This window comes from Paenarthrobacter sp. Z7-10 (genome assembly GCF_026932795.1).
Lineage (GTDB): Bacteria > Actinomycetota > Actinomycetes > Actinomycetales > Micrococcaceae > Arthrobacter_M.
In genome coordinates, this window is the sequence record NZ_JADPVH010000057.1 from 1 (window position 1) to 25,301 (window position 25,301).

General features: G+C 63.8%; 27 protein-coding genes and 4 pseudogenes. 12 read left to right on the top strand and 19 right to left on the bottom strand.

The window, feature by feature from the left end; all coding sequences use genetic code 11:
• The 4 genes and pseudogenes from IV498_RS15070 to IV498_RS15085 form a co-directional block, all read right to left on the bottom strand.
• On the bottom strand, nt 1–217 hold a 217-nt coding region (locus IV498_RS15070; protein ID WP_269047915.1), incomplete at its 3' end, for a hypothetical protein.
• Nucleotides 214–390, bottom strand: coding sequence for a hypothetical protein (locus tag IV498_RS15075; protein WP_269047916.1), 177 nt, complete (start codon nt 388–390; stop codon nt 214–216). The genes IV498_RS15075 and IV498_RS15070, both read right to left, overlap by 4 nt.
• 178 nt (nt 391–568) lie before the next feature.
• Nucleotides 569–901: pseudogene (locus IV498_RS19105) on the bottom strand (helix-turn-helix domain-containing protein); the annotation flags it as partial.
• Nucleotides 902–1,298: 397 nt separating this feature from the next.
• On the bottom strand, nt 1,299–3,056 hold the full coding sequence (locus tag IV498_RS15085) for a restriction endonuclease (protein ID WP_330059709.1): 1,758 nt from the start codon (nt 3,054–3,056) through the stop codon (nt 1,299–1,301).
• A 316-nt stretch (nt 3,057–3,372) separates the two neighbouring features.
• On the opposite strand from IV498_RS15085, the gene IV498_RS15090 reads away from it, so the two are divergent.
• Nucleotides 3,373–3,954: a recombinase family protein gene (locus tag IV498_RS15090; RefSeq protein ID WP_269047918.1), complete on the top strand. Its 582-nt coding sequence runs from the start codon at nt 3,373–3,375 to the stop codon at nt 3,952–3,954.
• 167 nt (nt 3,955–4,121) lie between these two features.
• Here IV498_RS15090 and IV498_RS15095 read toward each other — a convergent pair whose 3' ends face one another.
• From IV498_RS15095 to IV498_RS15125, 7 genes are all read right to left on the bottom strand, one after another.
• Nucleotides 4,122–4,826, bottom strand: coding sequence for a cation diffusion facilitator family transporter (locus IV498_RS15095; protein ID WP_269047919.1), 705 nt, complete (start codon nt 4,824–4,826; stop codon nt 4,122–4,124).
• Entirely contained in the window at nt 4,826–5,797 is a 972-nt protein-coding gene (locus IV498_RS15100; RefSeq protein WP_269047920.1) for a cation diffusion facilitator family transporter, read from the bottom strand. Before IV498_RS15100 ends, IV498_RS15095 begins: the two co-directional genes overlap by 1 nt.
• Nucleotides 5,794–6,231: an ArsR/SmtB family transcription factor gene (locus IV498_RS15105; protein ID WP_269047921.1), complete on the bottom strand. Its 438-nt coding sequence runs from the start codon at nt 6,229–6,231 to the stop codon at nt 5,794–5,796. Before IV498_RS15105 ends, IV498_RS15100 begins: the two co-directional genes overlap by 4 nt.
• A 73-nt stretch (nt 6,232–6,304) precedes the next feature.
• Complete coding sequence (locus IV498_RS15110) at nt 6,305–6,721, bottom strand: YkvA family protein (RefSeq protein ID WP_269047922.1); 417 nt, start codon at nt 6,719–6,721, stop codon at nt 6,305–6,307.
• Nucleotides 6,718–6,927: a hypothetical protein gene (locus tag IV498_RS15115; RefSeq protein WP_269047923.1), complete on the bottom strand. Its 210-nt coding sequence runs from the start codon at nt 6,925–6,927 to the stop codon at nt 6,718–6,720. The genes IV498_RS15110 and IV498_RS15115 overlap by 4 nt, the downstream gene beginning before the upstream one ends.
• 255 nt (nt 6,928–7,182) lie before the next feature.
• The gene (locus IV498_RS15120) at nt 7,183–8,721 is read right to left on the bottom strand and encodes a permease (protein WP_269047924.1); all 1,539 of its coding nucleotides are present in this window, start codon (nt 8,719–8,721) and stop codon (nt 7,183–7,185) included.
• Nucleotides 8,718–8,969, bottom strand: a complete 252-nt coding sequence (locus IV498_RS15125) for a hypothetical protein (RefSeq protein ID WP_269047925.1) — start codon at nt 8,967–8,969, stop codon at nt 8,718–8,720. Before IV498_RS15125 ends, IV498_RS15120 begins: the two co-directional genes overlap by 4 nt.
• A 303-nt stretch (nt 8,970–9,272) precedes the next feature.
• Here IV498_RS15125 and IV498_RS15130 point away from each other — a divergent pair.
• A pseudogene (locus tag IV498_RS15130) lies at nt 9,273–9,625 on the top strand (DUF4913 domain-containing protein); the annotation flags it as partial.
• 1,138 nt (nt 9,626–10,763) lie between these two features.
• Here IV498_RS15130 and IV498_RS15135 read toward each other — a convergent pair.
• Nucleotides 10,764–11,012, bottom strand: a complete 249-nt coding sequence (locus IV498_RS15135) for a hypothetical protein (RefSeq protein ID WP_269047926.1) — start codon at nt 11,010–11,012, stop codon at nt 10,764–10,766.
• Nucleotides 11,013–11,436: 424 nt separating this feature from the next.
• Here IV498_RS15135 and IV498_RS15140 point away from each other — a divergent pair, with 424 nt between their 5' ends.
• The 10 genes from IV498_RS15140 (at nt 11,437) to IV498_RS15185 (ending at nt 19,821) form a co-directional block, all read left to right on the top strand.
• Nucleotides 11,437–12,012, top strand: coding sequence for a TlpA family protein disulfide reductase (locus IV498_RS15140; protein WP_269047942.1), 576 nt, complete (start codon nt 11,437–11,439; stop codon nt 12,010–12,012).
• A 3-nt stretch (nt 12,013–12,015) separates the two neighbouring features.
• Nucleotides 12,016–13,737, top strand: a complete 1,722-nt coding sequence (gene resB, locus IV498_RS15145) for a cytochrome c biogenesis protein ResB (protein ID WP_269047927.1) — start codon at nt 12,016–12,018, stop codon at nt 13,735–13,737.
• Nucleotides 13,737–14,849, top strand: coding sequence for a c-type cytochrome biogenesis protein CcsB (gene ccsB / locus IV498_RS15150; RefSeq protein ID WP_269047928.1), 1,113 nt, complete (start codon nt 13,737–13,739; stop codon nt 14,847–14,849). The genes resB and ccsB overlap by 1 nt, the downstream gene beginning before the upstream one ends.
• 50 nt (nt 14,850–14,899) lie before the next feature.
• A complete protein-coding gene (locus IV498_RS15155) occupies nt 14,900–15,391 on the top strand; it encodes a DUF3515 domain-containing protein (protein ID WP_269047929.1) in 492 nt (163 codons plus the stop codon).
• Nucleotides 15,392–15,630: 239 nt separating this feature from the next.
• A complete protein-coding gene (locus tag IV498_RS15160; RefSeq protein ID WP_269047930.1) occupies nt 15,631–16,674 on the top strand; it encodes a cytochrome c biogenesis CcdA family protein in 1,044 nt (347 codons plus the stop codon).
• Nucleotides 16,674–17,345 carry a peroxiredoxin family protein gene (locus IV498_RS15165; protein WP_269047931.1) on the top strand — a complete coding sequence of 224 codons (672 nt, stop codon included), beginning with the start codon at nt 16,674–16,676 and terminating at the stop codon, nt 17,343–17,345. Before IV498_RS15160 ends, IV498_RS15165 begins: the two co-directional genes overlap by 1 nt.
• Nucleotides 17,342–17,614, top strand: coding sequence for a glutaredoxin family protein (locus IV498_RS15170; protein ID WP_269047932.1), 273 nt, complete (start codon nt 17,342–17,344; stop codon nt 17,612–17,614). Before IV498_RS15165 ends, IV498_RS15170 begins: the two co-directional genes overlap by 4 nt.
• 109 nt (nt 17,615–17,723) lie before the next feature.
• On the top strand, nt 17,724–18,362 hold the full coding sequence (locus IV498_RS15175; protein WP_269047933.1) for a DUF3105 domain-containing protein: 639 nt from the start codon (nt 17,724–17,726) through the stop codon (nt 18,360–18,362).
• A gap of 104 nt (nt 18,363–18,466) precedes the next feature.
• On the top strand, nt 18,467–18,847 hold the full coding sequence (locus IV498_RS15180) for a BlaI/MecI/CopY family transcriptional regulator (protein WP_269047934.1): 381 nt from the start codon (nt 18,467–18,469) through the stop codon (nt 18,845–18,847).
• Nucleotides 18,844–19,821: a M56 family metallopeptidase gene (locus IV498_RS15185; protein ID WP_269047935.1), complete on the top strand. Its 978-nt coding sequence runs from the start codon at nt 18,844–18,846 to the stop codon at nt 19,819–19,821. Before IV498_RS15180 ends, IV498_RS15185 begins: the two co-directional genes overlap by 4 nt.
• Before the next feature lie 84 nt (nt 19,822–19,905).
• On the opposite strand, the gene IV498_RS15190 is transcribed toward IV498_RS15185, so the two are convergent.
• The 7 genes and pseudogenes from IV498_RS15190 to IV498_RS15220 form a co-directional block, all read right to left on the bottom strand.
• Nucleotides 19,906–20,997: a prolipoprotein diacylglyceryl transferase gene (locus IV498_RS15190; protein WP_269047936.1), complete on the bottom strand. Its 1,092-nt coding sequence runs from the start codon at nt 20,995–20,997 to the stop codon at nt 19,906–19,908.
• A 1,084-nt stretch (nt 20,998–22,081) separates the two neighbouring features.
• Nucleotides 22,082–22,294 (bottom strand): hypothetical protein, encoded by a 213-nt coding sequence (locus tag IV498_RS15195; protein WP_269047937.1) that lies wholly within the window; start codon nt 22,292–22,294, stop codon nt 22,082–22,084.
• The gene (locus IV498_RS15200; protein WP_269047938.1) at nt 22,291–22,587 is read right to left on the bottom strand and encodes a hypothetical protein; all 297 of its coding nucleotides are present in this window, start codon (nt 22,585–22,587) and stop codon (nt 22,291–22,293) included. Before IV498_RS15200 ends, IV498_RS15195 begins: the two co-directional genes overlap by 4 nt.
• Nucleotides 22,588–22,791: 204 nt before the next feature.
• On the bottom strand, nt 22,792–23,064 hold the full coding sequence (locus IV498_RS15205) for an SHOCT domain-containing protein (RefSeq protein ID WP_269047939.1): 273 nt from the start codon (nt 23,062–23,064) through the stop codon (nt 22,792–22,794).
• A 192-nt stretch (nt 23,065–23,256) separates the two neighbouring features.
• Nucleotides 23,257–24,177 carry a sulfurtransferase gene (locus tag IV498_RS15210; RefSeq protein WP_269047940.1) on the bottom strand — a complete coding sequence of 307 codons (921 nt, stop codon included), beginning with the start codon at nt 24,175–24,177 and terminating at the stop codon, nt 23,257–23,259.
• A 211-nt stretch (nt 24,178–24,388) separates the two neighbouring features.
• A pseudogene (locus tag IV498_RS15215) lies at nt 24,389–24,784 on the bottom strand (cytochrome c biogenesis CcdA family protein); the annotation flags it as partial.
• Nucleotides 24,779–25,287 (bottom strand): annotated as a pseudogene (locus tag IV498_RS15220) (transposase); the annotation flags it as partial. The pseudogenes IV498_RS15220 and IV498_RS15215, both read right to left, overlap by 6 nt.
• Nucleotides 25,288–25,301: the final 14 nt, after the last annotated feature.

Genomic DNA, 25,301 nt, shown 5'->3' on the forward strand with positions numbered 1-25,301 from the left:
GTTCCAGCCGGGCCAGTGCGGCCCGGGCTGCAACGGTTTTCCCGGCCCCGACTTCCCCGGTGATCACGCCCATGCGGCGTTGGTCGATGCACCATTCGATGCGGGCGACGGCTTCACGGTGTCCGGGATGCTGGGCCAGCGCCGCCGGCGGGATGTCCCGGCCGAAGGGGATGCGGGTGAACCCGAAATACGATTGCAGGGTCGTGATCGTGCTCATGACCTCGCCCCCGCCGTGTTGTCCAGGGCTTGGATGTCGGCGAAGCTGATCGGCGCCCCGGTGAGGGATTCACGGTGCCGGGTCGCGACGAGGTCCAGGTAGTTGATCCCAGAGGAGAGGTTGAGAGCGGACGTGTCGTTGTCCTTGACGGCGTTGGTGGCCTTGGCATGCACGTGCCGGGAGATCTGAAGTGCTTTGGCGGTTCCGGCCGGTACGCCCAGGTGGGAGTTGACGGCGGGTGATGATCCGCTTGATCTGGGCCGCGGTCCGGTTCGGTCTCTCCCGTTTGAGGGATTCAGCCAACAAAAGGATCCGTGCATCGGTCACCGGCACGCAGGAGCGCTCATCGGGTTTCAACGCGTCGAAACCGCCGGCCCGCCAGGCCTTGATCCAGCGGTCCAGGGTCTCCCTGGAGTAGCGGCGGGTCCCGCCAAAAGGCCACAGGTGCTCGGCGGCGGCGAGTTCCTTCACCAGGGGCCCGCGCTGGCGGGTGCTCAGGGAAGGGTCCGCAGCAGCCCGGATGACCTGGTAACGGAACAAAGCGACCTCCTCCCTGTGCTCCTTGCGCATCAACGGTGTGTTGGCACGCGGGGTCGTGGAAGAAGGCACCGGCGACGTCACGGCGGCCACCGGCGGCGGGGCGCACCCCGGCTCGCTGGGTTGTTGGGCGGTGGCACTGGTCATCAGGGCAAGTCCTTTCAAAGGGGGATGGGCACCATGCCACCGCCGAAAAGGGGCGGGTGCTTCGGTTCCGGATATGAAGGGCCTGTCGTACCGGAACCTGCAGTATATGACCGCGATGGTCCGCGCTTGGGGCGCGGATGAAAATGTGCCACAGGCTGTGGCACATTTGCCGTGGGGCCATGTTAGGACGATTCTGGACAAAGCCGCCACAGCCAAAGGACGGGTGGGAATAGTGTGCCGCGGCGGCCGTCCAGTATGGCTGGTCCCGGAACGTGCTTCTAAACATGATCATGAACCGTTCGATGGAGCACCGGTTCTCCAGGCAGGGAGACTGGCTTGCTTGATCCATAATCTGTTCGTGAAACGCCTGTTGTGGAACGGAAATCGACGGTGTGTTCTATCTCTTGGGCAATAGGCGATAGGTTATTCGTCGTTGCGCCGTCTGAAGCTCGAGAAAAGTCCGTCCATCGAGTTCCTGGGAACCGAGGAATGTCGGTGTGTCGAAATAAGCCAGAGCTTGTCCTAGTTCTACGTGCTGCTCGCCGACTATGATTTCCAAGGGAACCGAGACTTCAAAAGATCCAGCCGGGGTTGGCGCACCGTCGAGGTCGATTCGTACCGAGTGCCCCTCTTCGTAGACCCTAGTGATTGATTCGCCAGAAAGTATTTTAGCCGCGGCCAGCCAGCTTTGCGGTTGGCCCTCGCGCACCGCGGCAGCGCCGGGGACCTTGATTGTGGCGGCGCTGCTGGTCTGAATGCGTGCGAGTAGGCCGACCAACTCGGCCATTCGCATCAGATTCTCATTAATTTCCTTGGGCCACTGGAAGGCCATGTTTAAGTCAGTGACTCCCTTTTCTGGGGGAGTGTAACGGCGGCTAAGTCGGCCGAAATTCGGGGCATGGCAACTAGTCAGGAAAGTCAGGGCTGGCAAAACCTTGGCCACGGGCTTGCCTGTGAGGTCAATAAAAGACAGGTGACGACTCGAAGTTTTGCCGGACACGTTGTATCGGTCCTCGATGATGAAGACATCGTTTGTCTCTTCAAGTACGACCCGCAGACCCTCCGCACCTTGGCTTCGCTCAATCCGCTTTAGGTCGACGGCCGCGAGCATTTTTCCGTCAGGGGCGACCATCTCCAAATGAAGCTCCGGATCGTCACCTAAGTCCTTATTGGTCGACCAGGTGGAAACCATGGCCCCATCTATGGCCCGGCTAAGTCCGCCGGGCGCGTCAAGCTCTCCCGTGTAGGCGCCCTCTGGGCTTCGAAAAGGGGACCCATATGCCATGAAGTCTTGAAACGCATTCGCTGCTTCGCTCCCCGGCTCCAGCTTGAGGCTGCCCCGAACGACAATGGGGCGCTCAACTGTTGAGGCGGCGCACCGCGCGATAACGTCCACGGCAGACCATTGTCCGTTGCTTTTGTACGGGTGGGCGAGGTGCAGCACCAGACCCGGGCGCGAGGAAAAAGCTGGTAGTTCGCCACTCCCAAATCGGTGCTCGTACCTGTAGTGAGGATCGTCCTCGAGCGTAAGGAGCGCCTTGCTGACCTTTTCCTGCACGGCAAGGACACCCAAGCCACTTTCGGTACGTTCTGCACCGAAAGCCGCTGAAACAATCTCATATGCCTCTTGAATCTGAGAGCGGCCCCCATGCAGGTAATAGTCAATAATTTCTGGGTACTTGCTAGAAAGCGTTTCGACCCACGTCAGCCCATTCCAGATCGCTGTAACGCCCTGTTTCCCACCAAACTCACGTAGCCATTTCTCAGCTTCCGGTGAGGGATCCCAGGGCAGGACAAGATGCCATTCTTCTACATTTAGTTCGGCCCAACGCGGATCCTTCATGAGAGTCTTGAGGGAGTCCTCTACCGCAGTTTTCTCCTTCGACCCGAGTGGCTCAGTGTAACGCTTGACCTGATAGACGACGTCGCTGCCGTTGGGGCCCGCGCCGCGGTCGAGAATATCGACTCCACCGTCCCCTCGGGAGGGGGTGATACGCGTTGAGCGAGAGTGGTCGCGGTTTAAGAACATGGCCACAACGGCCTCCACATCAGCGCCTTCAAGCCTGGTCCACTCAACTCTGGTCATGTACCAAGTTTGCAAGATGTAGAACCATTTATTTGCATTGCAACGCGCGGATTGGAAGCGGCGTTGCATCCATGCAACCGCCGGCCCCGTACAGATATGGAAGCCAGTTAGACCCCGATACGGACGCTCAGGTAACTAGGCAGCGGCCTGGGTGTATTACTCGGAGCTTGGTGGCGCGGTCTGCTGGCGCCTGCATCGAGCCAAGCGGACACAACCCCGGCAGTCCCAATAAAGGAACCTTTAACCGGACAAGACGCCGATGCCTCATCCCACCGAATTTTCGCAGCGTGTCTCCACACTATCGTGTCTCAACAATGCGTCTCACCCTGATATTCTCAGAATCACTTAAAAGCGTCCTTTGACGAGATAACGGGAAGTAAACCACATGACGCGTCTTGGCTACGCAAGGGTGAGCACGGCGGACCAGGATACCGAGCTGCAGATCCGGGAGCTGGAGGCCGTAGGATGCGAACGCATCTACCGCGACCAGGGGGTCAGCGGGACCAAGGCCAGCCGTCCCGAACTGGACAAGATGCTGGACCGTCTCAGCCGGGGGGACGAAGTCGTGGTGTGGAAGCTGGACAGGCTCGGGCGCAACACCCGCCACCTGCTGGAACTGCTGGACGGCTTCAAAGCACGCGGGATCAGATTCCGTTCACTGCGCGACGGCATCGCCACTGATCCCGGCAGCGAACTGGGAGGGGCCATGGCACAGGCCATGGTCACCATCATTTCCGCATTCGCCCAGCTCGAACGCGACCAGCTCTCCGAACGGACCAAAGCCGGCATGGCTATCGCCGCCTTCCATGGGCGTAGGGCAGGACGGCGCGAGGTCACCGCCGTCCATGGCAGCGTCAGGCGGGCGAACGAGCTGAAAGCCCAGGGCCTGAAGCCCGCCGACATCGGAAAGATCATCGGGGCCAGCCGTGCCACGGTCTACCGGTATCTCAGCATGGACGCCAACTGACGACAGCGACAGAAAGCATTAGATCATGAAACGAACGGCAAACCATGGGTAGATCGAGCGGGCTCAAGGTCTGATCTGTCTGCGAATCACCACCGGTGCCACCATTTTTGGCGTAGTTGAGCGCCCGATACGGGAGCACTGTTTGAGAGAAGGAGCGTTTGGCTGGTCTAGCAGCAGTCTTCACCGCGCCACGCTTCGCGGCCTTCTTTCACGGCGACGGCTGCGATGATGAGTCCTGTGATCGGGTCCAGCCACCAGGCCCCGAAGAGGGCGTTGGCGGCCAGACCGATCAGGACGGCGGCGGCGGTCGCTGCGCAGAGCAGGTTCTGGGTGCCCTCCCCTGCCGTGGCGCCGGAGTTCAGCCGGGTGCCGAGGCGGTGCTTAGCGACACCGAGGATGGGCATGATGATCAGGCTCGCCGCGGTGAGGACGATACCCAGCAGGCTGGACTCGGCATGGTGGCCGGTGGCGAGGTCGATGACCGATTGAATGGCGATGTAGGGGGCCAGGAGCCAGAAACTGATGGCTACCGCTTTTTGCGCCAGTCCTTCCGCGTTTTCTGAATGCGTGCGTGAGCCGGTGAACCGCCAGATCACGATGATGCTTGCCAGAGCTTCGACCGCCGAGCTGAGCGCCCAGCCGATCAGGGACACGGAGCCAGCCGCCCCGCCGGCTACCAGGCCGAGGGCTCCCTCTAGGATCATCCAGACAAGGCTGAACCAGGACAGCATGCGGGCCGCGCGGGCGTAGCGTATCCAGCCCGCATCGGGTAGTGCCGGGGCCGCTGCGGAGCAGCAGCCGTCCTTGCATCCTGCGGCGTCCGCCGGTGCGGTCTTGTTCCGGTTCAGGGGAAGGGGCTGCGGGTTGGTCATCAGTGGGTCCCCGTTTCGTGGATGGCGTGGCCGGCGGGTTCGAGCTGGAAGGTGGAATGTTCAACGTCGAAATGCCCGGTCAGGCACGATTGCAGCTGATCAAGGATGACCGGTGCGTGTCCGTCGTGGAAGCAGCCCTCGTCCAGGACGATGTGGGCGGAGAGGGCGGACAGGTCCGAAGTCACGGTCCAGACATGCAGGTCGTGGACGTCGTTCACATGCCCGGTGCCCAGCAGGTGCTCCCTGATTTTAGCCAGGTCAACACCTTCGGGTGCGCCCTCCAGGAGGATCCGGCCCGAGTCGCGCAGCAGCCCCCACCCGGCGTGGAGCATCAGGCCCACCACAACCAGGGAGGCAATGGCATCCGCGCGGTCAAAGCCGGTGGTCAGGACAATGATCCCGGCGACAGCGGTGGCAATGAACCCGTACAGGTCGGTCAGGATATGTTGGAAGGACCCCTCCACGTTCAGGCTGGACCGGTTGGCCTTCGCCAGCACCCATACCGCCACGAGGTTAACCATCACGCCCAGGATGGCGACGACCAGGACGGGGCCGCCCTGGACCGGGGGCGGATCGATGAGACGGTGGATGGCCTCCACCGCCACCAGGGCGCTGATGACCAGCAACGTGATGCCGTTGGCCGCCGCGGAGAGTATTTCCGCGCGCTTAAAACCGAACGTCCAAACCCCGCGGGCCGGGCTGGCCGCCAGACTCATCGCCCACAAGGAGGCCGCGATCGCCCCGGCGTCAGTGAGCATGTGCCCGGCATCGGAAAGCAGGGCCAGCGAGCCCGAAAGGACGGCGACAATCACCTCCACGATCATGAACCCCACAATCAAAGCCAGTGCGGTGAGCAGGTAGCGCCGATCCGCGTTCGGCGCGATCCCGTGGCTGTGACCTTGGTGGTTACCGGAGGATGAGTCCTCCACCCGGCCGGTGATGTGGCTGTGCAGCTTCCCATTTTCGCTCATGGGGTGGCGCCCTTCCGTCCCGCCCCGGTGCGTTCCGGATGGACGGCGATGGTGTGGCCGGTGTGGGTCAGGCCCAGATCCAGGAGCATCCGCACATGCCCATCGTCCAGGCGGTAGTACGCCATCCGGCCGCGCCGGGAGACGGATACCACCCGATGCGCCCGCAGCAGCCGCAGCGCGTGACTGACGGAACTCTCGCTCATGGCCGTTGTCGCCGCCAGATCGCACACGCACAACTCCCCACCCTCCAGCAGCGACATCAGCAGCCGCAACCGGCCCGGATCCCCCAACAGGGAGAAAACGTCTGAGAGTTCTACGATGTCCGTTTCCGGCGGCAGGGCCGAACGGACCAGCCCGACCTTCTCCGGATCGACCAGATTCACCCCGCATCCATCAGACGCCTCAACATCGTGTGCAGCCACAAAACCTCCCATATCTGAATATTTGTTCAGATGTCAGTCTACTCGACGTCCGCCGACGGGACAGTTCACGGTACCGGTATCGCGCTCATGCCGGGGTCGTCCCGGCCAGTCGTTGGATCAGGGCCAGACCGGCGGGCGTACCGGGCCAGTGGTGTTCCAGCGGTCCGTTACCGGCTTTGCGGATGACCGAGCGCAGGACCAGGGCGACGATGATGGCGTCATCGGCGTATCCGATGACGGGCAGGAAATCGGGCACGAGGTCAATGGGTGAGGCGAGGTAAATGAGCACCAGCACGAGCCGGACGCGGATTCCGCGCGGCAGCGTCCGATCAGCGGTGAGCCGGCGCAGCAGGGTCAGCAGGTCCGGCAGCAGCCGCAGGGCATCCCTCATGCTCACCGTATCCGGGTGACTGCGGGCGTAAAGAGCCAGGAGGACCAGCAGGACCGCGTAGATCAGCACAATCCCGCCGACGATGGCGACGAGCGCGTTCCACCCGTTCATGCTGTTCCTTCAATGGTGTGGGTGAGGGCGTGGTGTGCTTCCCGGGCGGTGTAGTAGCCCTTGAGGAGGCGGGGGCCGGCAGCGGACGCCCGCCCGAAGCGAACCTCTCCGCTGCCGACCACGTCAACCTTGAGTGCGGGCAGGGGGTCAGCTGACTTTGTCCATGCTGTGTCCGCAGCAGCACGTCGGAGCGTTCTGACCGGCATCACCGTCACCTGCACCCTTGGTCACGCTCATCTCGCACCCGCACCCGGAATCCGGGCAACGATACTGTTCACCTTCCTGCAAACCCATCCGAAATCACTCTTCCTCTCTCATTTGCGGCGGCTGCGCTGTCACGGCCGCTGTTACACCTCCACCCTTACACCTTCCCCCGGAGGCAGAGTCAAGGGGTGGGACGGTGGACAAGCCGGTCCAATCGGCCCGCCCCCGGGGCTGGCCGTCATCGGTCCTCATCCTCTTCAGGTGCCGGCACCGCTCCTGCCGGCTGCGGTGTTCGTGAAGGCCGCTGGGTTGCCCGCGAAGGTGTCGTGGCAGCCTTGGGAGCAGAAATAGTAGGTGATTCCTGCGTGGTCGTGGGTGGCTGCAGAGTGGGCGGTTTCGACGTTCATCCCGCAGACCGGGTCCACCGCGACACCATTCTGCTTGCCCCTGTCCTTTGAATTGCCTCTCTCTTCGTCTTGGTTTGCGTCCTGCACGGGTGCTGCGGGGGCGACGGTCATGGGTTCGGCACCGGGCTGGTTGATGTATTTGTCGGGGTCATTGATGAATTTTTCGTGGCAGCGGTCGGAGCAGAAGTAGTAGGTGGTTCCTGCGTGGGTGTGGACGGCGGGGGCGTGAGCGCGTTCGACCTGCATACCGCAGACGAGGTCCTTGGCGTATTGTTCCATTCCGCCGAAGCGTTCCCTGTTCCGGTACAGCCAGTACACCAGCACAGCGAGGGCGATGGAGATGATGTTCAGCCAGGTGGTGTAGTTCCACTCGAACGTGGTCGGAACGATTTCGACCGGCCGGGCCGGGGCCTGGATGCCCAGGACCCGGAACAGCAGGTCCACGGCCAGGCCGGCTGTGCTCATCACGACCCAGAAGGAGAGGAAGATCCGGGTGGCGATCCGCCGGCCGTAAAACTTACCGTAGATGATTACCAGGGGCAGGGCGATCAGATCGGCGAACACGAACGCTACCGTGCCTCCGAAGCTCAGGCCGCCCTTGAACAGGGCCGCGGCCAGCGGGACGTTGCCGATCGAGCAGACGAAACTGATGAATGCCACGAACGGGCCGACGATCACGTTCTCCAGGTCCGTCCAGAACCCGTGCCCGGCGAAGAAAATGATGTTATAGGCCGAAGCCGGGACGGCGACGGCCAGGATCCCGGCGACCAGGTAGCCGATGAGCAGTTCCCGGCGCAGCATGCTCACGTCCGAGACAGCGTACCCTGCCGCGTCCGCCCACCCGGCCTTCGAACGCAGTCGGCTCCACAGACTCACCCCGTGGCGTTCGGCCTCGTCGGACTCGTCCGGGCGGCCCTGCCGGGCGGCTCTGGTATTCAGTCTTTCCCGGGCCTGCTCAAGCTCGGCGGCGGGAAAGACCCGCGGGGCAATCAGCACGAACAGGGCAATCATGATCGCCCCGCCAACGAACTCAGCCAGCGCGAATTGCCAGCCGATCAGCAGCCACAGCACGACGCCGAGTTCGACCACCAGGTTGGTGGAGGCGATCATGAACACCATCGCCGTGGTGAAATCAGCGCCGCGCTGGAACAGCGACTTTGCCAAGGCGGTCGCCGCATAGGAACAACTCGAGGACGCCGCACCCAACAGCCCGGTGCGCACCACTGTTCCGGGCCGGTGGTCACCCATGGCTTTCTGCATCTCGTGCCGGGACACGAACGCCTGCACCGCCCCGGAGAGGGTGAAACCGAACACCAAGGCCCACAACGTGCCCCAAAACATGAAAAATGCTTCGGTCAGGCTTTGCCCGGCGATACCGAGGAACGTCATCGCGTGCTTCCTTCCTGTTCCTGCCCTCCGGCCCGAGGTGGCCGGGAGACCGTCTCTGCTGCCCGTTTCCGGGGCCGCCGGCGCGCCAGCGCCGCCCGGATCTCCCGGACCACGAACCCGGCCCTGCCGACCGGCCCCGCATCACAGCCCGGGAAGCCCTCAGCGATCGAACACCCCTCGGCCGCTGTCTCCGGCGGCGTCGACCGGCCCGGATCGCTTGTCCCGTTCATCGATCCTGTCTGCTTCATCAGTGTTCCTTCCTCATGCTGCCCACGGCGGAGGCCGCTGCCTGCGTTCTCCCCGGCTGGTCCGGTCCCGCCCCGAAGGCATCTGAAACGGTGCACACTATCCTAAAACCTTGTCCCGGGGGCAAAGTCAAGGTTATGTGGTTTCATGCGGGGAAGAAGGTTCGGAAAGTCCGGCCCGCCGCTGTTCGACGCCGGATCGCTGCGCGTGCCTGCAGCCACCTCCACCTGTGATTGCCTCCTGCCGGCGGCCCTTTCGGCTATGAGTCCCCCGTGCAGGGGCACCGGAGCGGGGTGTTCTCACCACCTGGAATGGTCTACGGCTCAACCGAAGAGTCCTGCACGAGCAGCTGCTGCCCACTTACGTCCGCGACGTCGACGGCCGCGCCGCCAAGTGGTGCGCCGAGTGGTATTTCCACCCCGAAGCAGTCTCCCGCGTAGAAGCGCTGTGGCGGGCCTGGGAACACCTCAGGCTGGACGGAGCCACGGGAATCAATGTCTGGTGGAAGGATCACGCGGACCACCACATGAGCGTGCTCCTGGACCCGCGCGGCCCGTTCTACAAATGCGACATACAAAAACACGGGGACCCCGAACACCTGGAACTGAAGAAAGCCCCCGAGGGCTGGTTCCCTGACGTGCGGACTCAGGGAGCCTAGAGAAACCGCCTCACACAAAAGGGGAGACGCCCGTTGGCAGTCTCCCCCTGTCTGCATTCAAATTCGCAGAAGAACGGGCGCAGAAGGCCGTTGCCATTAGTTTCTGACTTCTGGCCCCCTACATTGCCATTCAGTCCGTCCTTGACCTTGCCTCGGGCCATCGGGCCGGGAGCAGTCTGCTGGGCATCGTCCTCACCGCGTCATCCCTGATCGTCATGCCGGTCCTTGGGATCGTGAAACACCGCCTCGGCAACCTGCTGAACTCCGGAGCCGCCGCTGGGAAGGAACGCGGAACCTGCTATGCGCTGCCACTGGCGCCGCGGTCCTCATCGGGCTTGCAGGAAACACTCTCTTCGGCGCCTGGTGGCTTGATCCGATCATAGGCCTGATCGTTGCAGGAGTGGCTGTGAAGGAAGGCTTCGACGCCTGGCGTGGAGGAGACTGCTGCTGAACGGCTGAACCGCCGGCGGCACGATCAGACCACATCATCGCCAGGAATAGTTTCAGAACGAATATTTGTGGTTACCAGTGGAACGGCGATTATTGCGTGTGATGCAATATGGGCCCTCTTCCGGCCTATATTCCGAGTGAATCGTATGTGGATGAGAGAAACGCGCTCTGTCCTTGGCAGCTGGCACTGCCCTCCAGCAGAGTCGGGAAGGTGAACGCAGCGCCGCTCCCCTATCCGTCATGCGTTCTCATCGTGTTTCCTTCCGAACAAAACGAACGTATACCCCTCGGGGGTACCGTCGTCAAGGGTGTTGCTGTGGCATTGCTGGCTGGGGCGTCGTCTTTGCCCCGGTGTACGGAGTTAGCAGAGGCCACCAGTTGAACCGTCGGGTCCGGGACCTGTGGTGGTGCAGATGAATATGCTCTTCAGGTTTGGCGGGGTGTGACAGAGACGTTGTGGGGAGTCAATCCCGGAGATTCTCAGCCCGCAGTTGCCGGCCAGATGCACGAGGATGATACGGCGCGTTGTTCGTTGGATCAGGGTACCGATGGCTGAGCGACCGCCCCTGCTGATGAGGTAGGGTCGGGCCCCTTATGCAGGGCCGGTCTTCTGTGACTGCACTTCAAGGGCCCTTGAGCCTTTTGCGGATCCACTGGTGCGCCTGGTGGGGGAAGCATCAAGACAGAGTCAGCGTTTCTTCGGCATGGTCCGGCCCGCCAGGATGGCTCCGAGCACAATGATTCCGCCTCCGGTTGGGTAGCCGATCAGAAGATCCTGGATGACCGGTGGGCCGCCGTTAATGGTGATATGGGCAATCCAATGGGACAGGGCAACCAGCACACCGACGATCATCAGGACTTGGCCAGTCCTGATCAGCCGCCTGTGGCGTCGGTAGCTTTCCGCCGCGTCGTCGTGGGGGAGGTTTTTCGTCATCATGCTTCCTTCGACGGATTGTGGGTGGGTGTTAGCCGTTGACGCAGCCGCGGCTGGCTCCGGGTTCTGGGACTGCGGCTTGGATATATTCCTTTGATAAAGGCCGGATCGCATCAATTAATCCCTTGATATTTTCACTGGGATTTCGGACCGGTGGTGCCACTGCAACCCTGCCATCCGGGGCCTCCCCGCCGGGCCCCGGCCCGACTCGTATTACTATATGCCATAGTAGACTTGTGGTGTCTGCCGGTCCTGCCATGAGGGAACCGGGAAGGGGCAGCAGCGGTGATGGCCGTGACCGGCCCCGACCACGAACGTGAACGTGATGGTGCAAAGGATGATAATGACCTCCCCCCCTGGAAGTACGCCCGCAACGGAGCCGCCGCATCCACAGCCGACCATTGGGGGCCCGACGAGGCGAGGGGTGATGGGCACGATCGCCCCTGCGCTGGGTCTGGGTCTGGCGATGAGCGGATGCGGGGCGCAGGACTCATTGGCCCGGCAGGCCAATGCCGGGGATAACAAAAATTACATCGCCGGCGACGGTTCGGTCACTGAGTACGGGCAGGGCGAACGTAAGGCACCGGTCGTACTGACCGGGAAACTGTTCAACGGAAAGGTCGTTGATTCCACGGCATGGGCAGGGAAGGTAGTGGTGCTGAACTTCTGGTATGCGGCGTGCGCGCCGTGTCGGTTGGAAGCGCCCCGCCTCGAAGCCCTGTGGCAGGAATTCAAGCCTGCCGGTGTCCTGTTTTACGGTGTGAACCTCCGGGACGAGGAACCGGAAGCCGCCGCTTTTGAACGGACTTACGGCGTCACGTATCCGAGCATGAAGGACAAGAACGGCGGCGTCATTCTAGCCATGACGCAGTATGTCCCACCGCAGGCGGTCCCCACCACCCTGGTCATCGACAAGAACGGCAAAGTCACCTCCCGAATCCTGGGAATCGCCGATCAGGGCACCCTCAAATCACTGATCACCGACGCGTTGGCGGGAAAGTAGGAGATGCCAGCGCTGAAGGAAGCCAGCCGGGCGAAACCTAATCTTGCATCCGATGCAGTCACCCTCCCGCGTTTGGGGTTTTGGGGGATGCTGCGGTGGGTGTGGCGGCAACTGACCAGCATGCGCAATGCCCTGTTTTTACTGCTCCTGCTGGCCGTCGCAGCCGTACCGGGATCCCTGTTCCCGCAGCGTTCGGTTAATCCGTCCACTGTCACCCAGTATCTGAAAGACCATCCGGGTTACGGGCCGTGGCTGGACAGGTTCCAATTCTTCAATGTCTTTTCCTCCGCCTGGTTCTCCGCCATTTACCTGTTGCTTTTCATTTCTTTGGCGGGTTGTGTTGTTCCCCGGGCACGGGCGCATTGGAAGGCCATGCGCTCGGCCCCGCCGCGCACACCGCGGCGCCTGTCGCGCTTGACCGAATACGGCACCCTGGAATTACCCGAACGCTTGGGAATCAGCGCCGAGCAGGCACTCCAGGACGCGGCACGGCTGCTCAGGAAGCGCCGGTACCGGATCGGTCTCTATGATGTTGGCAGCGACCGTCCCTCCGTGGCCGGTGAACGCGGGTTGATCAGGGAGGTCGGAAATCTACTCTTCCATGTATCCCTGATAGGTGTTCTGGTCTTCGTCGCGATCGGAGGTCTCTTCGGCTACCGGGGGCAGAAGATCCTGGTGGAGGGCGACACCTTCGTCAACACACTGATCAGCTACGACTCCTTCTCGCCGGGCCCGAACTTCAGCCCCACCCGGCTTGATCCATTCGCCATCACCCTGGACAAATTTTCGGTTAAATTCGACCGCTCGTCCAAGGCACACTATGGCCAGCCCATCGACTTCACGGCCGCGGTCACGGTCACGGACAAGCCGGGGGCGCCACCAGTGCACCAGACGCTTAAGGTCAACGACCCGATCACCATTGGAGCGGCGAGTTTCTATCTGGTGGGCAACGGGTACGCCCCGGTGGTCACGGTCAAGGATGGAACAGGGAAAACCGCCTTCAGCGGGCCGGTCATCTCCATCCCCAGCGACGGCGCCTACACCTCGCTGCTGGTCATCAAGGCACCGGACGCCAAGCCATCTCAACTCGGGTTTGTCGGTTTCTTCCTGCCCACAGCCCTGGTCAATGACAAGGGAATTTCCTACGCCAGCGATCCGGACCCGTTCAACCCACGGCTGAACCTCAATTCGTACTACGGCGACCTGGGTCTGAACACCGGCCAACCCAGGAATGTGTACACCCTGGACACGAAGAACCTCACCCAGCTCAACGGTCGGGACAAACCCGCCGGGGGAATCGTCCTGGCACTGGGGCAAAGTTACACCTTGCCCCAAGGTAAGGGAACCATCAGTTTCGATGGGATCAAACGGTACATCGGAGTCGACATCCGTCATGATCCCGGTCAGGTGGGGGTCCTGATTTCTGCCCTCGCCGCCCTCGCCGGCCTGGTCTGCTCGCTCTTCGTGGGCCGGCACCGCGTCTGGGTCCGAACCGGAACCCACCCGGACGGGCGGACCATGATCGAGTACGCGCTGCTGGCACGCGGAGAAAATCACCGACTGGCCGCCGAAGCGGCCACCATCCGCAAACTGCTGCAACAGCTGTTGTCGATACTGGGAACTGGTCAGGAGCAACCGAGGGACGGCATGAGCGCCGCCACGGGAAACACCGGCACCACGGGTGGCACAACGGCGGCAACCCGAACGAGCGCGAAGGATCAGTAATGCCTGATATCAACGAAACATTTGCCATGTTCAGCGAGCGGTTCATGCTGCTGGCAGGGATTGCCTACGCCATCGCGTTTATCGCCTTCGCCTGGGATCTGGTTCAGAACTCCAAGACGACCAGGACCGTGCTGGAGCAAAGCAGGCAGGCGGCCATGAGCCCAGCCGAGGGGACCAAGGCCGTCGTCACCCGTAGGATTCCGGTCGGCGCCGGCGCCTCCGGTTATGCCGGCATCGAATCGGAGGGACCGGATCTCGACGGCCCTGAGGGACGCGCGGAGCGGCCAACGGTGCCCTCCGGGTCCTCGGCCCACACTGCTGATGACTCGATGCGCTACGGCCCACAAAGGCGCATCCCGGCCCGGGTTGGCGTGGCCATCACGGTCCTGGCCGCCGTCGTCCATGCGTGCGGGGTCCTCTTCCGCGGCCTGGCCGCGGGCCGTGTGCCGTGGGGGAATATGTACGAGTTCTGGACCACCGGGGGCCTGGTGGTGGCCGTGGTGTTCCTGCTCGTGCTCACCCGACGTGACCTGCGCTTTTTGGGCACCTTCGTGATCGGTCTGGTGCTGGTGATGCTGACCGCGGCCTCGGTGGTCTTCTGGACTCCGGCCGGGCATCTGGTGCCGGCCCTGCAGAGCTACTGGCTGCTCATTCACGTCTCCATTGCCGTGATGTCTTCGGCGTTGTTCACCCTCACGTTTGCGATGTCCGTGCTGCAGCTGATGCAGTTCCGCCGCGACGCGGCGCTGACCGCCGGCAAAGCGGACCGGCTGCCGTTCATGCGGCTGGTTCCCTCCGCCCTGAGCCTGGAGAACATGGCGTACCGGATCAACGCGATCGCCTTCGTCGGCTGGACGTTGACGCTGATGTTTGGCTCCATCTGGGCGGAGAAGGCGTGGGGCCGGTTCTGGGGCTGGGACACCAAGGAAGTGTGGACCTTCATCATCTGGGTGGTTTACGCCGGGTACCTTCATGCCCGAGCCACCCGCGGCTGGACGGGCACCCGGGCGGCCTGGCTCTCGATCGTGGGCTACCTGTGCATCGTGTTCAACTTCGCGATCGTGAACGTTTACTTCTCCGGCTTGCATTCCTACGCCGGAGTCGGCAGCTGAGCACAACTACTCTCACAACGTTGGCCATGCCGGGGAAAGCCAGTGGCCGTGTGTGGCCGAAGGGCTGGTCGCGGTGCACGGGCGCCGCCCTGACCCTGGCCGCAGTCTCCCTGGTGGCCACGGCGTGCTCCGCGCCCATCGATGTCCGACCGGCAGCAGAGGCGGCGAGCCCCGGGTGCGCAGCCCTTGCGGCGGCCCTGCCCTCCACTGTTGCGGGCCTGCAACGGCGCGAAACCACCGGCCAAGCAACGGCGGCTTGGGGCAGCCCGGCCGGTGTGGTGCTTCGGTGCGGGGTCCCTGCCCCTGGTCCGACCACGGAAGAGTGCACAACAGTCAATGGCGTTGACTGGATTGTGCACGAAACCGGGGACACAATGACCTTGAGGACCTACGGGCGCACACCAGCCACCGAAGTGGTCATGAAGGTCGATGACTCCCATGCCGGGGCAGTGCCGATAGGCCTCGGCCCGGCGGTGGAACGTATCCCGGCGGTCCATCACTGCGTGGGGCCGGGCGATGTTCCCCTCAGCTCACCCGGGTGATGCGGAGCTGCAGCATTTCCGGCGCGTCGATTTGGGAGCGAACGTCTCAGCTCACCGGAGGGCTCCTTCGGACCGCCCTTGGGCGCTGCCGATCGGTCCCGGCCCGGAGCTGGTTTTCGGGGCGCCGCGGGTCTTTCGATGATCTCCACCCGGGGTGGAGTCCGCAGGACCCTGGATGTACTACTATATTCAATAGTAATTTGATGGTTCTTTCTTTGCCTCCTGATGGGAGCTGGTTCATGGGGCAGGTTCTGCTCTCCACAACGATCCTGGCGTCGTTTCTGGGCGGCATGGTGGCTTTGGCTGCACCGTGCTGCGTGTCGGTGATGCTGCCGGCGTTCTTTGCCTCCAGTTTTCAACGCCGCAGCCGGATTCTGGCCATGACGTTCGTGTTCGCGGCCGGAGTCGGAACCGTTATCCTACCCATTGCCCTGGGCGCAGCGGTGGTCAGCCGGGTCCTCTTCGGATATCACCTGTGGATTTTCAGTGCTGTCGGGCTGGCCATGATCGCCCTCGGTGCCGCTACGCTAGGCGGTTGGAAGATGATGCTGCCGATGCCCTCCGGACGGGGCGGGGGCAAAGGTATCGGATCGGTCTACGGGCTGGGCGTGTTCTCCGGCGCCGCCAGTGCCTGCTGCGCCCCGGTTCTGGCCGGGGTGGCCGCGCTCTCCGGCGCCGCATCCTCTTTTCCGGCGGCCCTCGCCGTGGGGGTCGCGTACGTGTTCGGGATGGTGGCCCCGTTGTGTGTCCTGGCCCTGGTGTGGGATAAGAAAAACTGGGGTGCCAGCCGTTGGCTCACCAGCCGCACCGTCCCGCTGTGGCCCGGTGCGTCCCGGCGGGTGCCGCTGATGAGGCTGCTTTCGAGTGCCCTGATGATCGCGATGGGCGTGCTGACCGTTGTCATCGCGGTGCAGGAGCCGGGGATGGCACCGGATGGGTGGCAGGTGGAGGTCACCGCGGCCCTAAACCACGCCGCGGCCGGAATACAGCAGTTCCTGGCCTTCGTTCCCGGCTGGATCTCCGGACCGGCAGTGTTCGCGGTCCTGGCGCTTTTGCTCTGGGCCGCGCGCCGGTACAGCAAACCCGGGCCTCGGGACCCCCAATCGATTCGGGCAGGATCCGGGACGGCACCTTTGGAATCGGGGCCAGCCCCTCTCCCGGCACCCGAAAATACCTCAACCACCGCAAACTCGGCAGACACGGCCAACATCGGCTCATCATCTCCAAGACATGATGAGAGCTCCGCAGGGGCCAGCCATGCACCCACGAAGGAGTTCCACTAATGGCAGCAACGAAAACCGGGCGCCCGTCAGCGGGCCAACAACGGCGGACCAGGCGCAGCGGACTGCTGTGGGCGGCCCTTGCTGCCGTCGTCGCGGCGGTGATTGCCGCCGTGGTCCTTGTCAATCTCAACACCCACTCCGCGGCCCCAACCGGGGCGGGAAAAACTGCGGCAGGCTATGCTGTCGGCAACCCCGGGCCCGGCGCTCAGGCCCCGGCCTTCTCCATTCCCTCCACCACTGGGGGCACGGTCAACCTCAGCGACTACCGGGGCAAGACCGTCCTGCTCTACTTCCACGAGGGACTGGGGTGCCAGCCGTGTTGGGACCAGATCCGGGACTTGGACGCGGCGAAAACCCAGTTGCACTCCGCCGGCATCGATCAGGTGCTGACCATCACCAGCGGTCCGGTCAATCTGATTGCCCAGAAGATGACCGATGACAAGCTCACCGCCACCGCCCTGGCCGATACGAAGCTGGACGTCTCACGCACCTATGGCGCCAACCAGTTCGGAATGATGGGCGACTCCCGGGACGGACACAGCTTCATCCTCGTCGGCCCGGACGGGCGCATTCAATGGCGTGCCGATTACGGGGGCGCTCCGGACTACACCATGTATGTGCCGGTGGCCAAGATCCTCACCGACCTGCAGGCCGGGAGGACAGGGAAATGACGCACGTCACCGTCCTGACCCAAGCCTCCTGTGGCTCCTGCGGGCAGGCTAAGGAAGTTCTCTCCCGGCTGGCACGCGAGTATCCCTTGGAGATCCGTGAGCTTGGTCTGGACACTGAGGAGGGGCGCGGGCTCGCTGCCCGCGCCGGCGTCGTCTTCGCCCCGGGCGTTCTGATCGACGGGGACATGTTCAGCTACGGCCGGTTGTCGGAGAAAAAACTCCGGCACCACCTTTCCCTAACCAACAGCACCCCCGGCGCGCAGCCGTGACCGGGCGCGAAGCACGGCCTGCGTCGGCTGCACGGTCCGGCCCCGGCTCTGCCGGCGGGTACCCCGACCGGATGAGAATCCGTCAACAGCAATCGCAGGAGGCCTGATAATGGGTAAAGCACGCAGGGAAGCGGTCGATGAGCGCCAAAAAATTGTGGCGGCCATGCAGGCCAGACTAAAACGGGAGGATCGGCGCCGGAAGATCGCGATTTACGGTACCAGCGCCGTCGTCCTCCTCGCCCTGGCCGGGACCGTGACGACCGTCATCGTGGTGGACCAGCAGAGCAAAGCCGCGACCCACGCGGCGGCCAGCAAACCCATCGATGGTATCCAGAGTTTCACCGGCCTGACCCGCCAACACACCTCCGACCACGTCACCTATCCGCAGAATCCGCCTGTGGGCGGGGACCACGCCCCGGTATGGACGAACTGCGGGACGTACACGCATCCGGTCAATACATGGGAAAGCGTGCATTCCATGGAACATGGCGCGGTCTGGGTCACTTACCGCCCGGACCTCCCTCAGACGCAGATCGACGTCCTGGCCAAGCAGGCGGCCTCCCACCCGTACGAGCTCCTGAGTCCATACCCGGCCCTGCCCTCGGCGGTGGTGGCCAGCGCCTGGGGCAAACAGCTGAAACTGGACAGCGCGCAGGATCCTCGGCTGCCGGTGTTCCTCAAGAAGTACCTGCAGGGCCCGCAGACGCCCGAGCCGGGCGCGCCGTGTTCGGGTGGCGTGCAGGGCTGACCCACTCCCGGGTCAGCTGGGGCCGTCCGGCGCTGATGCGTTACTATGGGCGGTAGTTGGATCCGTGCATTCTCGCCGGTCCCGGACGCAGGAGGGGTCAGCGCATGGTGCGTCAGTTAGGCGAACTGGAACAGGCGGTCATGGACCGGATGTGGTCCTGGGACCACCCCGTTGCCGTACGTGAGGTCTTGGAGGACCTGCAGCGCGGCCGGAACCTGGCCTACACGACCGTGATGACCGTGATGGACACCCTGCACCGGAAAGGGATACTGACCAGGCACAAGGAGGGGCGGGCATTCATATACCGCCCCGCGCTGACCCGCGAACAGCACACCGCGGCGTTCATGGGCGAGGTCCTGGCCGGCGGCTCCGACCGGACCCTGACGCTGCTGCACTTCTTCGAACAAATGCCCGCCGCCGAGGTCGCCCGGCTGCGTGATGCACTGGACGGACGCGTGCAGGACGAAACCGGGACGGGACAATGATCGCCCCGGCAGTTTTGATTCTTCTCGCCGTCATCCTGGCCGTACCTGCGCCAGTACTGCTGCGCCGCAGCACATGGCTGGAGCGCTCCCCGCGGATCGGTATTGCTGCCTGGCAGGCACTGAGTGCCTCCCTGGTGCTGACGGTTTTACTCGCGGGCCTGGCCCTGGCGGTTCCGGAAATTCCCTGGACCACCAACCTGGCCGAATTCTTTCGCGCCTGCGCGATGGCCCTGCGTGAACGGTACGCCACCCCCGGGGGTGCGATCATCAGTGCCACCGGTGCCATCGCGGCTCTGGCCGTGCTGGCCAGGGTCGGATACAGTCTCACCCGCGGTCTGGTAGGGGCAGCCCGCAACCGCAGCCGGCAGCTGCAGGCCCTGGCCATCATCGCCCGACCCCACCGTGACTACGACGCAGTGGTCGTTGACCACTCCAGCGCCGCGGCATACTGCCTCCCCGGGCGGCGCCGCCAGGTCGTTCTGACCAGTGCGGCGCTGACCGCTCTTGACGAGAGCCAGCTCGCTGCGGTCCTGGCCCACGAACAAGCACACCTGCACGGGCACCATCACCTCATTCTTGCGGCCGCTGATGCCTTGCAGCACGCCTTCCCCGGTGTTCCTGCCTTCCGCGAGGCCCGGATCGCCCTCAGCTCGTTGGTGGAAATGCTCGCCGATGATGCCGCCGCCCGACGCAGCGACCGGCTGACCGTGGCCACCGCACTGGTACGACTGGCCGAGCACGGTCTGACCCCCGTTGCCGCCCTAGGCGCCGGCGGCGACTCGGCAGTGACCCGTGTCCGGCGCCTCGTCCGTCCGGCCCGGCCCCTTGGCACCGGAAAAACCATCGCCGCTGTACTGGCAACCGGCGCACTTCTCGCGCTGCCCCTGTTTTTGGCGATTGCACCTGCCTCCGCAGCCGGGACGATGCCGCCGTGTCAGGCGGACACCAGCACCTCCACGGCCATGCACACCTGACCGGAAAACTTTTCGGTCTGCGGTCGGGGTCATCCCGGCGGCAGGGCGGGCGCTCCAGTGCCCGCTGCCGCCGTTATCCCTTCGTCAAAACGCTACGGCCGCCAGGATGTCCGCACCGAAGATGAGGGCGCACCCTAAAATGGTTGCGTTCCGGCCCCGGGGAGTGCGCGTGTCCATCCGCAGCGGGAAGAGCAGCTGACGCCCCACCGTGTAGACCATGACGGATCCTATGAAAACCAGTCCGGGAACGTGCGGCGGTGTTCCGAGCATCAGTGGCAGCGTTCCCAGCCCGATCAGCAGTGCCAGGGCAGCTTCGTAGAGCTGGACCGGGTGTCTGCGCCGGCCGATGCGCCGGTCCGATGACCATAGTCCCCACCGTGAGGATGTGGGGCGCCCGTAGCAGCAGCCGGTGAAGAAACAGCCCGGCCGCCCGACCGCCATCCCGAAGAAGATTCCCACCGCGGAGGCGTCCAGGATCCTGCCCACCGGCCAGCCAAAGACCAACGCACCCAGAACAACGGTCCCCAAGGCACCGGCCAGGAAGCCCTGTATACACGCACCCGCTTTAAGGAAGTTGCGTACAGGCTGCCGGTTCAGGGCCAACCACCAGATCCGGGCCCCGAAAACTCCCACAGCGTTGGCAAGAACGGACAGCCATACCGGTCCGGTCGGCTCCACGCCCCGGGCGGACAGAAATACGGCCTCGAGGGTAACCGCCAGGACTGCGCCCAAGCACACCAGCAGCGGCCAGGAGAGGAGGTGGACCCCAGGCCCATGGACCAAGGGGGCAAACCGGGTGTGCACGGTGCTCCGCAACGGTGTTGTACCGGGCAGCGTTGACGCGTGGAGTCGGTGTTCAGCGTCCGTCCGGCAGACCGGTTCCGCGGAAACCTGCCAGGTGCCGGCACTGATGTTGGATACCTGCGCCGTGACGGCGACGCGTCCGGTGCCGGCACTGATGGCGTCAACGTCCTCGTACCACTGGAATTTTTCCGGTGGCTTCCCCGGCACGCCGTCGGCCTTGAGTCCGGAAAAACGCACCGACAGTTCATCCGGGCCCTTCCACCTGTCGGTGTCAATCCAGTACGTTGCTGCCAGTCCCTGCGGATCCAGGTCGTGGAAGGACACATGACGGCGCCGGTCCGCGGCTGAGGGGGCAGCCGGATCAACTGGCACCTGCTGCATTGGTGCAGGTACAGGGGCGGTGGGGCGGGCAGGGACCGGGCCGGCCGTTCCCGGGGACGGGGGTCTCCGGTTGGCGGCAGCGGTGTGCGGTCGTGGGTCCGGGCCAGCCCCGGTCGCGGGTCCGGTTTTCTGTAGAGGTGCCAACGTGGTGATGACCTCGTTCCAGCCGGCATACCCGGTGTCATGGTTGGAGTCCCTGGCTGGGTTGGGGCCGGAGCGGAAAGGTCTTTTCGATGCTGGCTTACGCCGCTTCTTGGTCATGGGGAAATGTCCTTCAGGGATGTGGCCATGGTGGTCCGCAGCGTGGTCAAAGGACGCACCAGGAAACAGGGGTGGTGATGTGGAACGAACCGGCCGTTGGGGCTTCCTGCGGGTAGTCGCGGCGCACGAGGCACCGGTCTCACGCGAAGGGTGGGGCGGCCGGATGCCGACGGGTTTTGAACCCGCCCGTTGTTTATCTGCGGCTGATGGACAGCTGGGCCAGGGATGGTGGGCTCCCCCGGCGTTGCGGCACTGATGCGGATATTCCTGGCACTGTGTGCACAGCGGGGATCCGCGTGGAAACCGGGTCTGCCATTGGCACGACCTGCTGAACCTGGGCCGGGCGGGCAGCGGGCAGAGCTGTTTGAGCACTGCACGACATGGCAGCCGATCCGGGACTGTGAGTGCCGGCACAGGGTCCATCCGCGGGGACGGTCACCGCTGGCGCTGCCTTTTTCTCCACGGCGGACACCCGTTGGTCCGATGCTGCGGAGAACGGGGTGCGGGACGAAAAGTTAATCGTCAGACACAGGGCGGAGGCAGCCAGGACCAGCAGCACCAGCAGGTCAGTGGCCGAAGGCAGTGCCCCGGCTGCGGGCGGCCGGTATCTTAGGGACGCTGCCGGGGAAGCGGAGATCACGATCAGTGCTCTCCGGTCATGGGGCCCGGAGAGCCGCAACAGGGGCCTTCAATCGAAGGGGTGGGTCTGGGCCCGTCCGCTGCCGGAGTTCGGCAACCGGGGTGGGCGCTCAGACACGCGAGGCCCGGACCGGGGCGAAGAATCCCATGCCAACCGCATCAGGAACGTTTCCGGCTACTTCGACACCGGGTGGGACGACTGCTCTTTGAGCGCTGCGATGTCGGTCTTCAGCCGTGCCGCTTCCGCTCCGGAGTCCCGGTCCCCGGAAGCGGCCCCGGCCTTGCCCATGGCGCAGTTGCCCTTGCGCATCGGGCGGATACAAAAGAAGTAGGTCGCCCCAATTGCCAGCAGCAACACGATCAGAGCAAAAACTGCTCCGCTCGTCATCGCTTGGCCTTTTCGTCCGTACCTCCGACGACAGCGGAGGGCTCGGCGCCGCGTAGCCGGTCAAGATCGGTGTACAGCTTGTCCAGCTCGGCCTGAGTGGCTACCGGCCGGTCGATCGGCTGACCGGCCCGCAGCGAATCCAGCTCCGCGCGCAATTGCGCCAGTTCTTTCTCGGAAGCCGGCGCGGTGGAATCGCCGGACGGTTTTTTGTTCGAGCGCATCATCAGCCACATCATCACGCCCATGCCCACGGGACAAGCCAAAACCGCCAGGGAGTAGAAAATCTGTTGCATCGTCGTGCCCTTCATATCCGTTGATTAGATCAAAGCGTTCAGTTCCCCGCCGGCTGCTCCGGCAAAGAACCAGTGCAACCGGCTGGTCCCCGAATCATGCGAGGTCCAGCCACTCACCTAGCTACTATCTTTGATAGTAGTCGATTCGCCTCGGGGCGTCGAGAGATTCATCCCGGGAGCTCCGGCTGTTGGTGGACCGGCCCGTCATGGCCCTTCAAGCACCGCAAGCCGGCGCCTGAACTCCTCGTCGTCGATCTCCCCGGATGCGAAGCGCCTGCGCAGGATGTCACCGCCTCCCTTACCCCCGCCGGATCCCTGGTTCTGCGCGGAAGTTCGCCGGACTATCCAGATAACCAGCAGCGTCACCGCCGCGGCTGCGGCCAGCAAAAATATCAGCCCCGCCAGTGTCCACAGCCCCATGCCGGCCATCATGGCGCCCCAGTTCCCGTCGCCCATCATTGCATTGCCGTTACCCATCGTCGTGCCCTCCCCTTCTGGTTGGACCAGGCGGGCTGAAACCCACCTAGTACTATTCATTGTAGTAGTTCTCGGTGTCCGTAGCCATGTATTCCGCATGGTCAACGAGGCGCCCGTACCCGGACCGCCGCTCAGCAGCCAGGCGTTCGAGCCCGGTCATGCTGCCTTTCGGTTCTCGTCACAGGACTTCTTTCACGCACGTGAACGGGTGGGGAGTTCGCCGCGGTTCTCGCCCGTGGCGATCGGGACACGTACGGCGTTGCCCCACTCGGTCCAGGAGCCGTCGTAGTTGCGAACGGTCTCCAAACCCAGCAGATACTTCAAGGCAAACCAGGTGTGGCTGGAACGTTCACCAATGCGGCAGTAGGTGATGACATTGTCGCTGGGTTTGAGACCGGCTTCACCCAGGTACAGAGCCTCCAGCGCCTCACGGCTGTGGTAGGTGCCGTCCTGCGCGGCGGCATGGGCCCACGGAATCGACGCCGCGGTCGGAATGTGGCCCCCGCGCATGGCACCCTCCTGGGGATAGTCCGGCATGTGCGTGCGCTGCCCGGTGTATTCCTCCGGGGAGCGCACGTCGATGAGCGGATTACCCAAATGCGCCAGCACCTCATCTTTGAACGCACGGATCGGGCCATCATGACGCTCCACCACCGGGTAGTCCGCCGGGACGGGCACTGTGGGGTCAGTGGTCAGTTCGCGGCCTTCGGCGATCCATTTGTCGCGGCCGCCGTCCAGGAGCCGGACGTCATCGTGGCCGAAGAGGGTGAAGACCCACAGTGCGTAGGCAGCCCACCAGTTGCTCTTATCGCCGTAAATCACCACCGTGCTGTCGCGGGAAATGCCCTTCGCGGACAGGAGTCGGGCAAACGCCTCACCCCCGACGTAGTCCCGGGTCACCTGGTCATTGAGGTCCGTATGCCAGTCGATCTTGAGGGAACCGCGAATATGCCCGGTGTCATAGAGCAGCACGTCCTCATCGGATTCAACGACCACAAGCTTGCCTTCCGGTGAGCCTGCGGCGAGTGCATCAGCGAGCCATTGCGTGGACACCAGACGCTCCGGGTGGGCGTAAGCGGCAAACTTTTCATCCTGATCTGCGGGGTAAGTCATATGAAGCCTTTCAGCTGGACCGTCGTTGTTGTGGCAGGCTCGTCCCCTGCCGGGGGTCACAACCTATTCTACTATCGATCATAGTAGATGGGAAGTGCGGCCGCGTATCCTTCCCGGAAGGTAGAGCACCGGGACCGGTAATGCCCGGACCTGGAACGGCCGGCAGGTCTCCCGGCTTTTCGGTGCCCCACCGCCGGAGGATCTGTCCAACTCAGACCGGTGTGGCGAAGGTACCGATCAGGTTTTGCTGCTGGTAGATCCACTGCGTCCAGACACCGGAGACCATGAGTATGCCCAGGACCGCCAGAGTGATGCCGCCGGCGAGGTTGAACTTTCGGATGTGGCGCCGGAGAAACGAGACCGCACCGCTAACCCAGTTAACACCCAGGGCCACCAGCAGGAAGGGAATCCCAAGCCCGAGGCAATAAGCGAAGGCGAGCAGGGCGCCACGCCAGGCCGAGCCACTGGCGGTACTCAGGGCCAGGACGGCGCTGAGCGTCGGGCCGATGCACGGCGTCCAGCCCAGGCCGAAGACGACGCCCAGGAAGGGTGCGCCCGCGATTCCAGAGGACGGTTTCCACGGTAACTTGATGGTCCGCTGCAGGAACGCGTCGGCGGCAAAGAAGGTGTACGGTCCGGCGTCCAGGGGCCGGGTACGGAACTGCTCAACCTGTTCATCCAAGTCCCTGGCCATGATGGAAACCTGGGACTTCGACAGCCGGGTAATTCCGAGGGATTCGACGAGTTTCTCCATCCTGCGGGTGCTCACGCCGAGCAGGTAGCAGGTCGCCACGACCGAGGTCAGGGCGGCCTCGGCACGGCGGCGGCGCTCCAGCAGCCAGTCCGGGAAATACGACCCTGCCGCAGCTTCGGGATGGCTACGTCCAGGGTTCCGGCGCGGGTATCAAAGTCGCGGTGCCGGTAGCCGTTGCGGGAGTTCACCCGATCGGTGCTGGGCTGGCCGTATTCGGCGCCGCACACGGCGTCAGCCTCGGCCCCCATCAGCGCGGTGATGAAGGTTTGGAGCATCTGGCGCAGCAGATCCGGGGAGGCCTGCTCGAGCTGCTCGGACAGGAAACGGGTCGGATCGATAGAATAAGGTGCGGTCATCGCGGAGTTCTCCT

Bases quoted from the DNA above. Each gene is read 5' to 3' on its own strand.
- IV498_RS15085 (WP_330059709.1), bottom strand. From the start codon at position 3,056: ATGCAACGCCGCTTCCAATCCGCGCGTTGCAATGCAAATAAATGGTTC.
- IV498_RS15090 (WP_269047918.1), top strand. From the start codon at position 3,373: ATGACGCGTCTTGGCTACGCAAGGGTGAGCACGGCGGACCAGGATACC.
- IV498_RS15095 (WP_269047919.1), bottom strand. From the start codon at position 4,826: ATGACCAACCCGCAGCCCCTTCCCCTGAACCGGAACAAGACCGCACCG.
- IV498_RS15100 (WP_269047920.1), bottom strand. From the start codon at position 5,797: ATGAGCGAAAATGGGAAGCTGCACAGCCACATCACCGGCCGGGTGGAG.
- IV498_RS15105 (WP_269047921.1), bottom strand. From the start codon at position 6,231: ATGGGAGGTTTTGTGGCTGCACACGATGTTGAGGCGTCTGATGGATGC.
- IV498_RS15110 (WP_269047922.1), bottom strand. From the start codon at position 6,721: ATGAACGGGTGGAACGCGCTCGTCGCCATCGTCGGCGGGATTGTGCTG.
- IV498_RS15115 (WP_269047923.1), bottom strand. From the start codon at position 6,927: ATGCCGGTCAGAACGCTCCGACGTGCTGCTGCGGACACAGCATGGACA.
- IV498_RS15120 (WP_269047924.1), bottom strand. From the start codon at position 8,721: ATGACGTTCCTCGGTATCGCCGGGCAAAGCCTGACCGAAGCATTTTTC.
- IV498_RS15125 (WP_269047925.1), bottom strand. From the start codon at position 8,969: ATGAAGCAGACAGGATCGATGAACGGGACAAGCGATCCGGGCCGGTCG.
- IV498_RS15135 (WP_269047926.1), bottom strand. From the start codon at position 11,012: ATGATGACGAAAAACCTCCCCCACGACGACGCGGCGGAAAGCTACCGA.
- IV498_RS15140 (WP_269047942.1), top strand. From the start codon at position 11,437: ATGGGCACGATCGCCCCTGCGCTGGGTCTGGGTCTGGCGATGAGCGGA.
- resB (WP_269047927.1), top strand. From the start codon at position 12,016: ATGCCAGCGCTGAAGGAAGCCAGCCGGGCGAAACCTAATCTTGCATCC.
- ccsB (WP_269047928.1), top strand. From the start codon at position 13,737: ATGCCTGATATCAACGAAACATTTGCCATGTTCAGCGAGCGGTTCATG.
- IV498_RS15160 (WP_269047930.1), top strand. From the start codon at position 15,631: ATGGGGCAGGTTCTGCTCTCCACAACGATCCTGGCGTCGTTTCTGGGC.
- IV498_RS15165 (WP_269047931.1), top strand. From the start codon at position 16,674: ATGGCAGCAACGAAAACCGGGCGCCCGTCAGCGGGCCAACAACGGCGG.
- IV498_RS15170 (WP_269047932.1), top strand. From the start codon at position 17,342: ATGACGCACGTCACCGTCCTGACCCAAGCCTCCTGTGGCTCCTGCGGG.
- IV498_RS15175 (WP_269047933.1), top strand. From the start codon at position 17,724: ATGGGTAAAGCACGCAGGGAAGCGGTCGATGAGCGCCAAAAAATTGTG.
- IV498_RS15180 (WP_269047934.1), top strand. From the start codon at position 18,467: ATGGTGCGTCAGTTAGGCGAACTGGAACAGGCGGTCATGGACCGGATG.
- IV498_RS15185 (WP_269047935.1), top strand. From the start codon at position 18,844: ATGATCGCCCCGGCAGTTTTGATTCTTCTCGCCGTCATCCTGGCCGTA.
- IV498_RS15195 (WP_269047937.1), bottom strand. From the start codon at position 22,294: ATGACGAGCGGAGCAGTTTTTGCTCTGATCGTGTTGCTGCTGGCAATT.
- IV498_RS15200 (WP_269047938.1), bottom strand. From the start codon at position 22,587: ATGCAACAGATTTTCTACTCCCTGGCGGTTTTGGCTTGTCCCGTGGGC.
- IV498_RS15205 (WP_269047939.1), bottom strand. From the start codon at position 23,064: ATGGGTAACGGCAATGCAATGATGGGCGACGGGAACTGGGGCGCCATG.
- IV498_RS15210 (WP_269047940.1), bottom strand. From the start codon at position 24,177: ATGACTTACCCCGCAGATCAGGATGAAAAGTTTGCCGCTTACGCCCAC.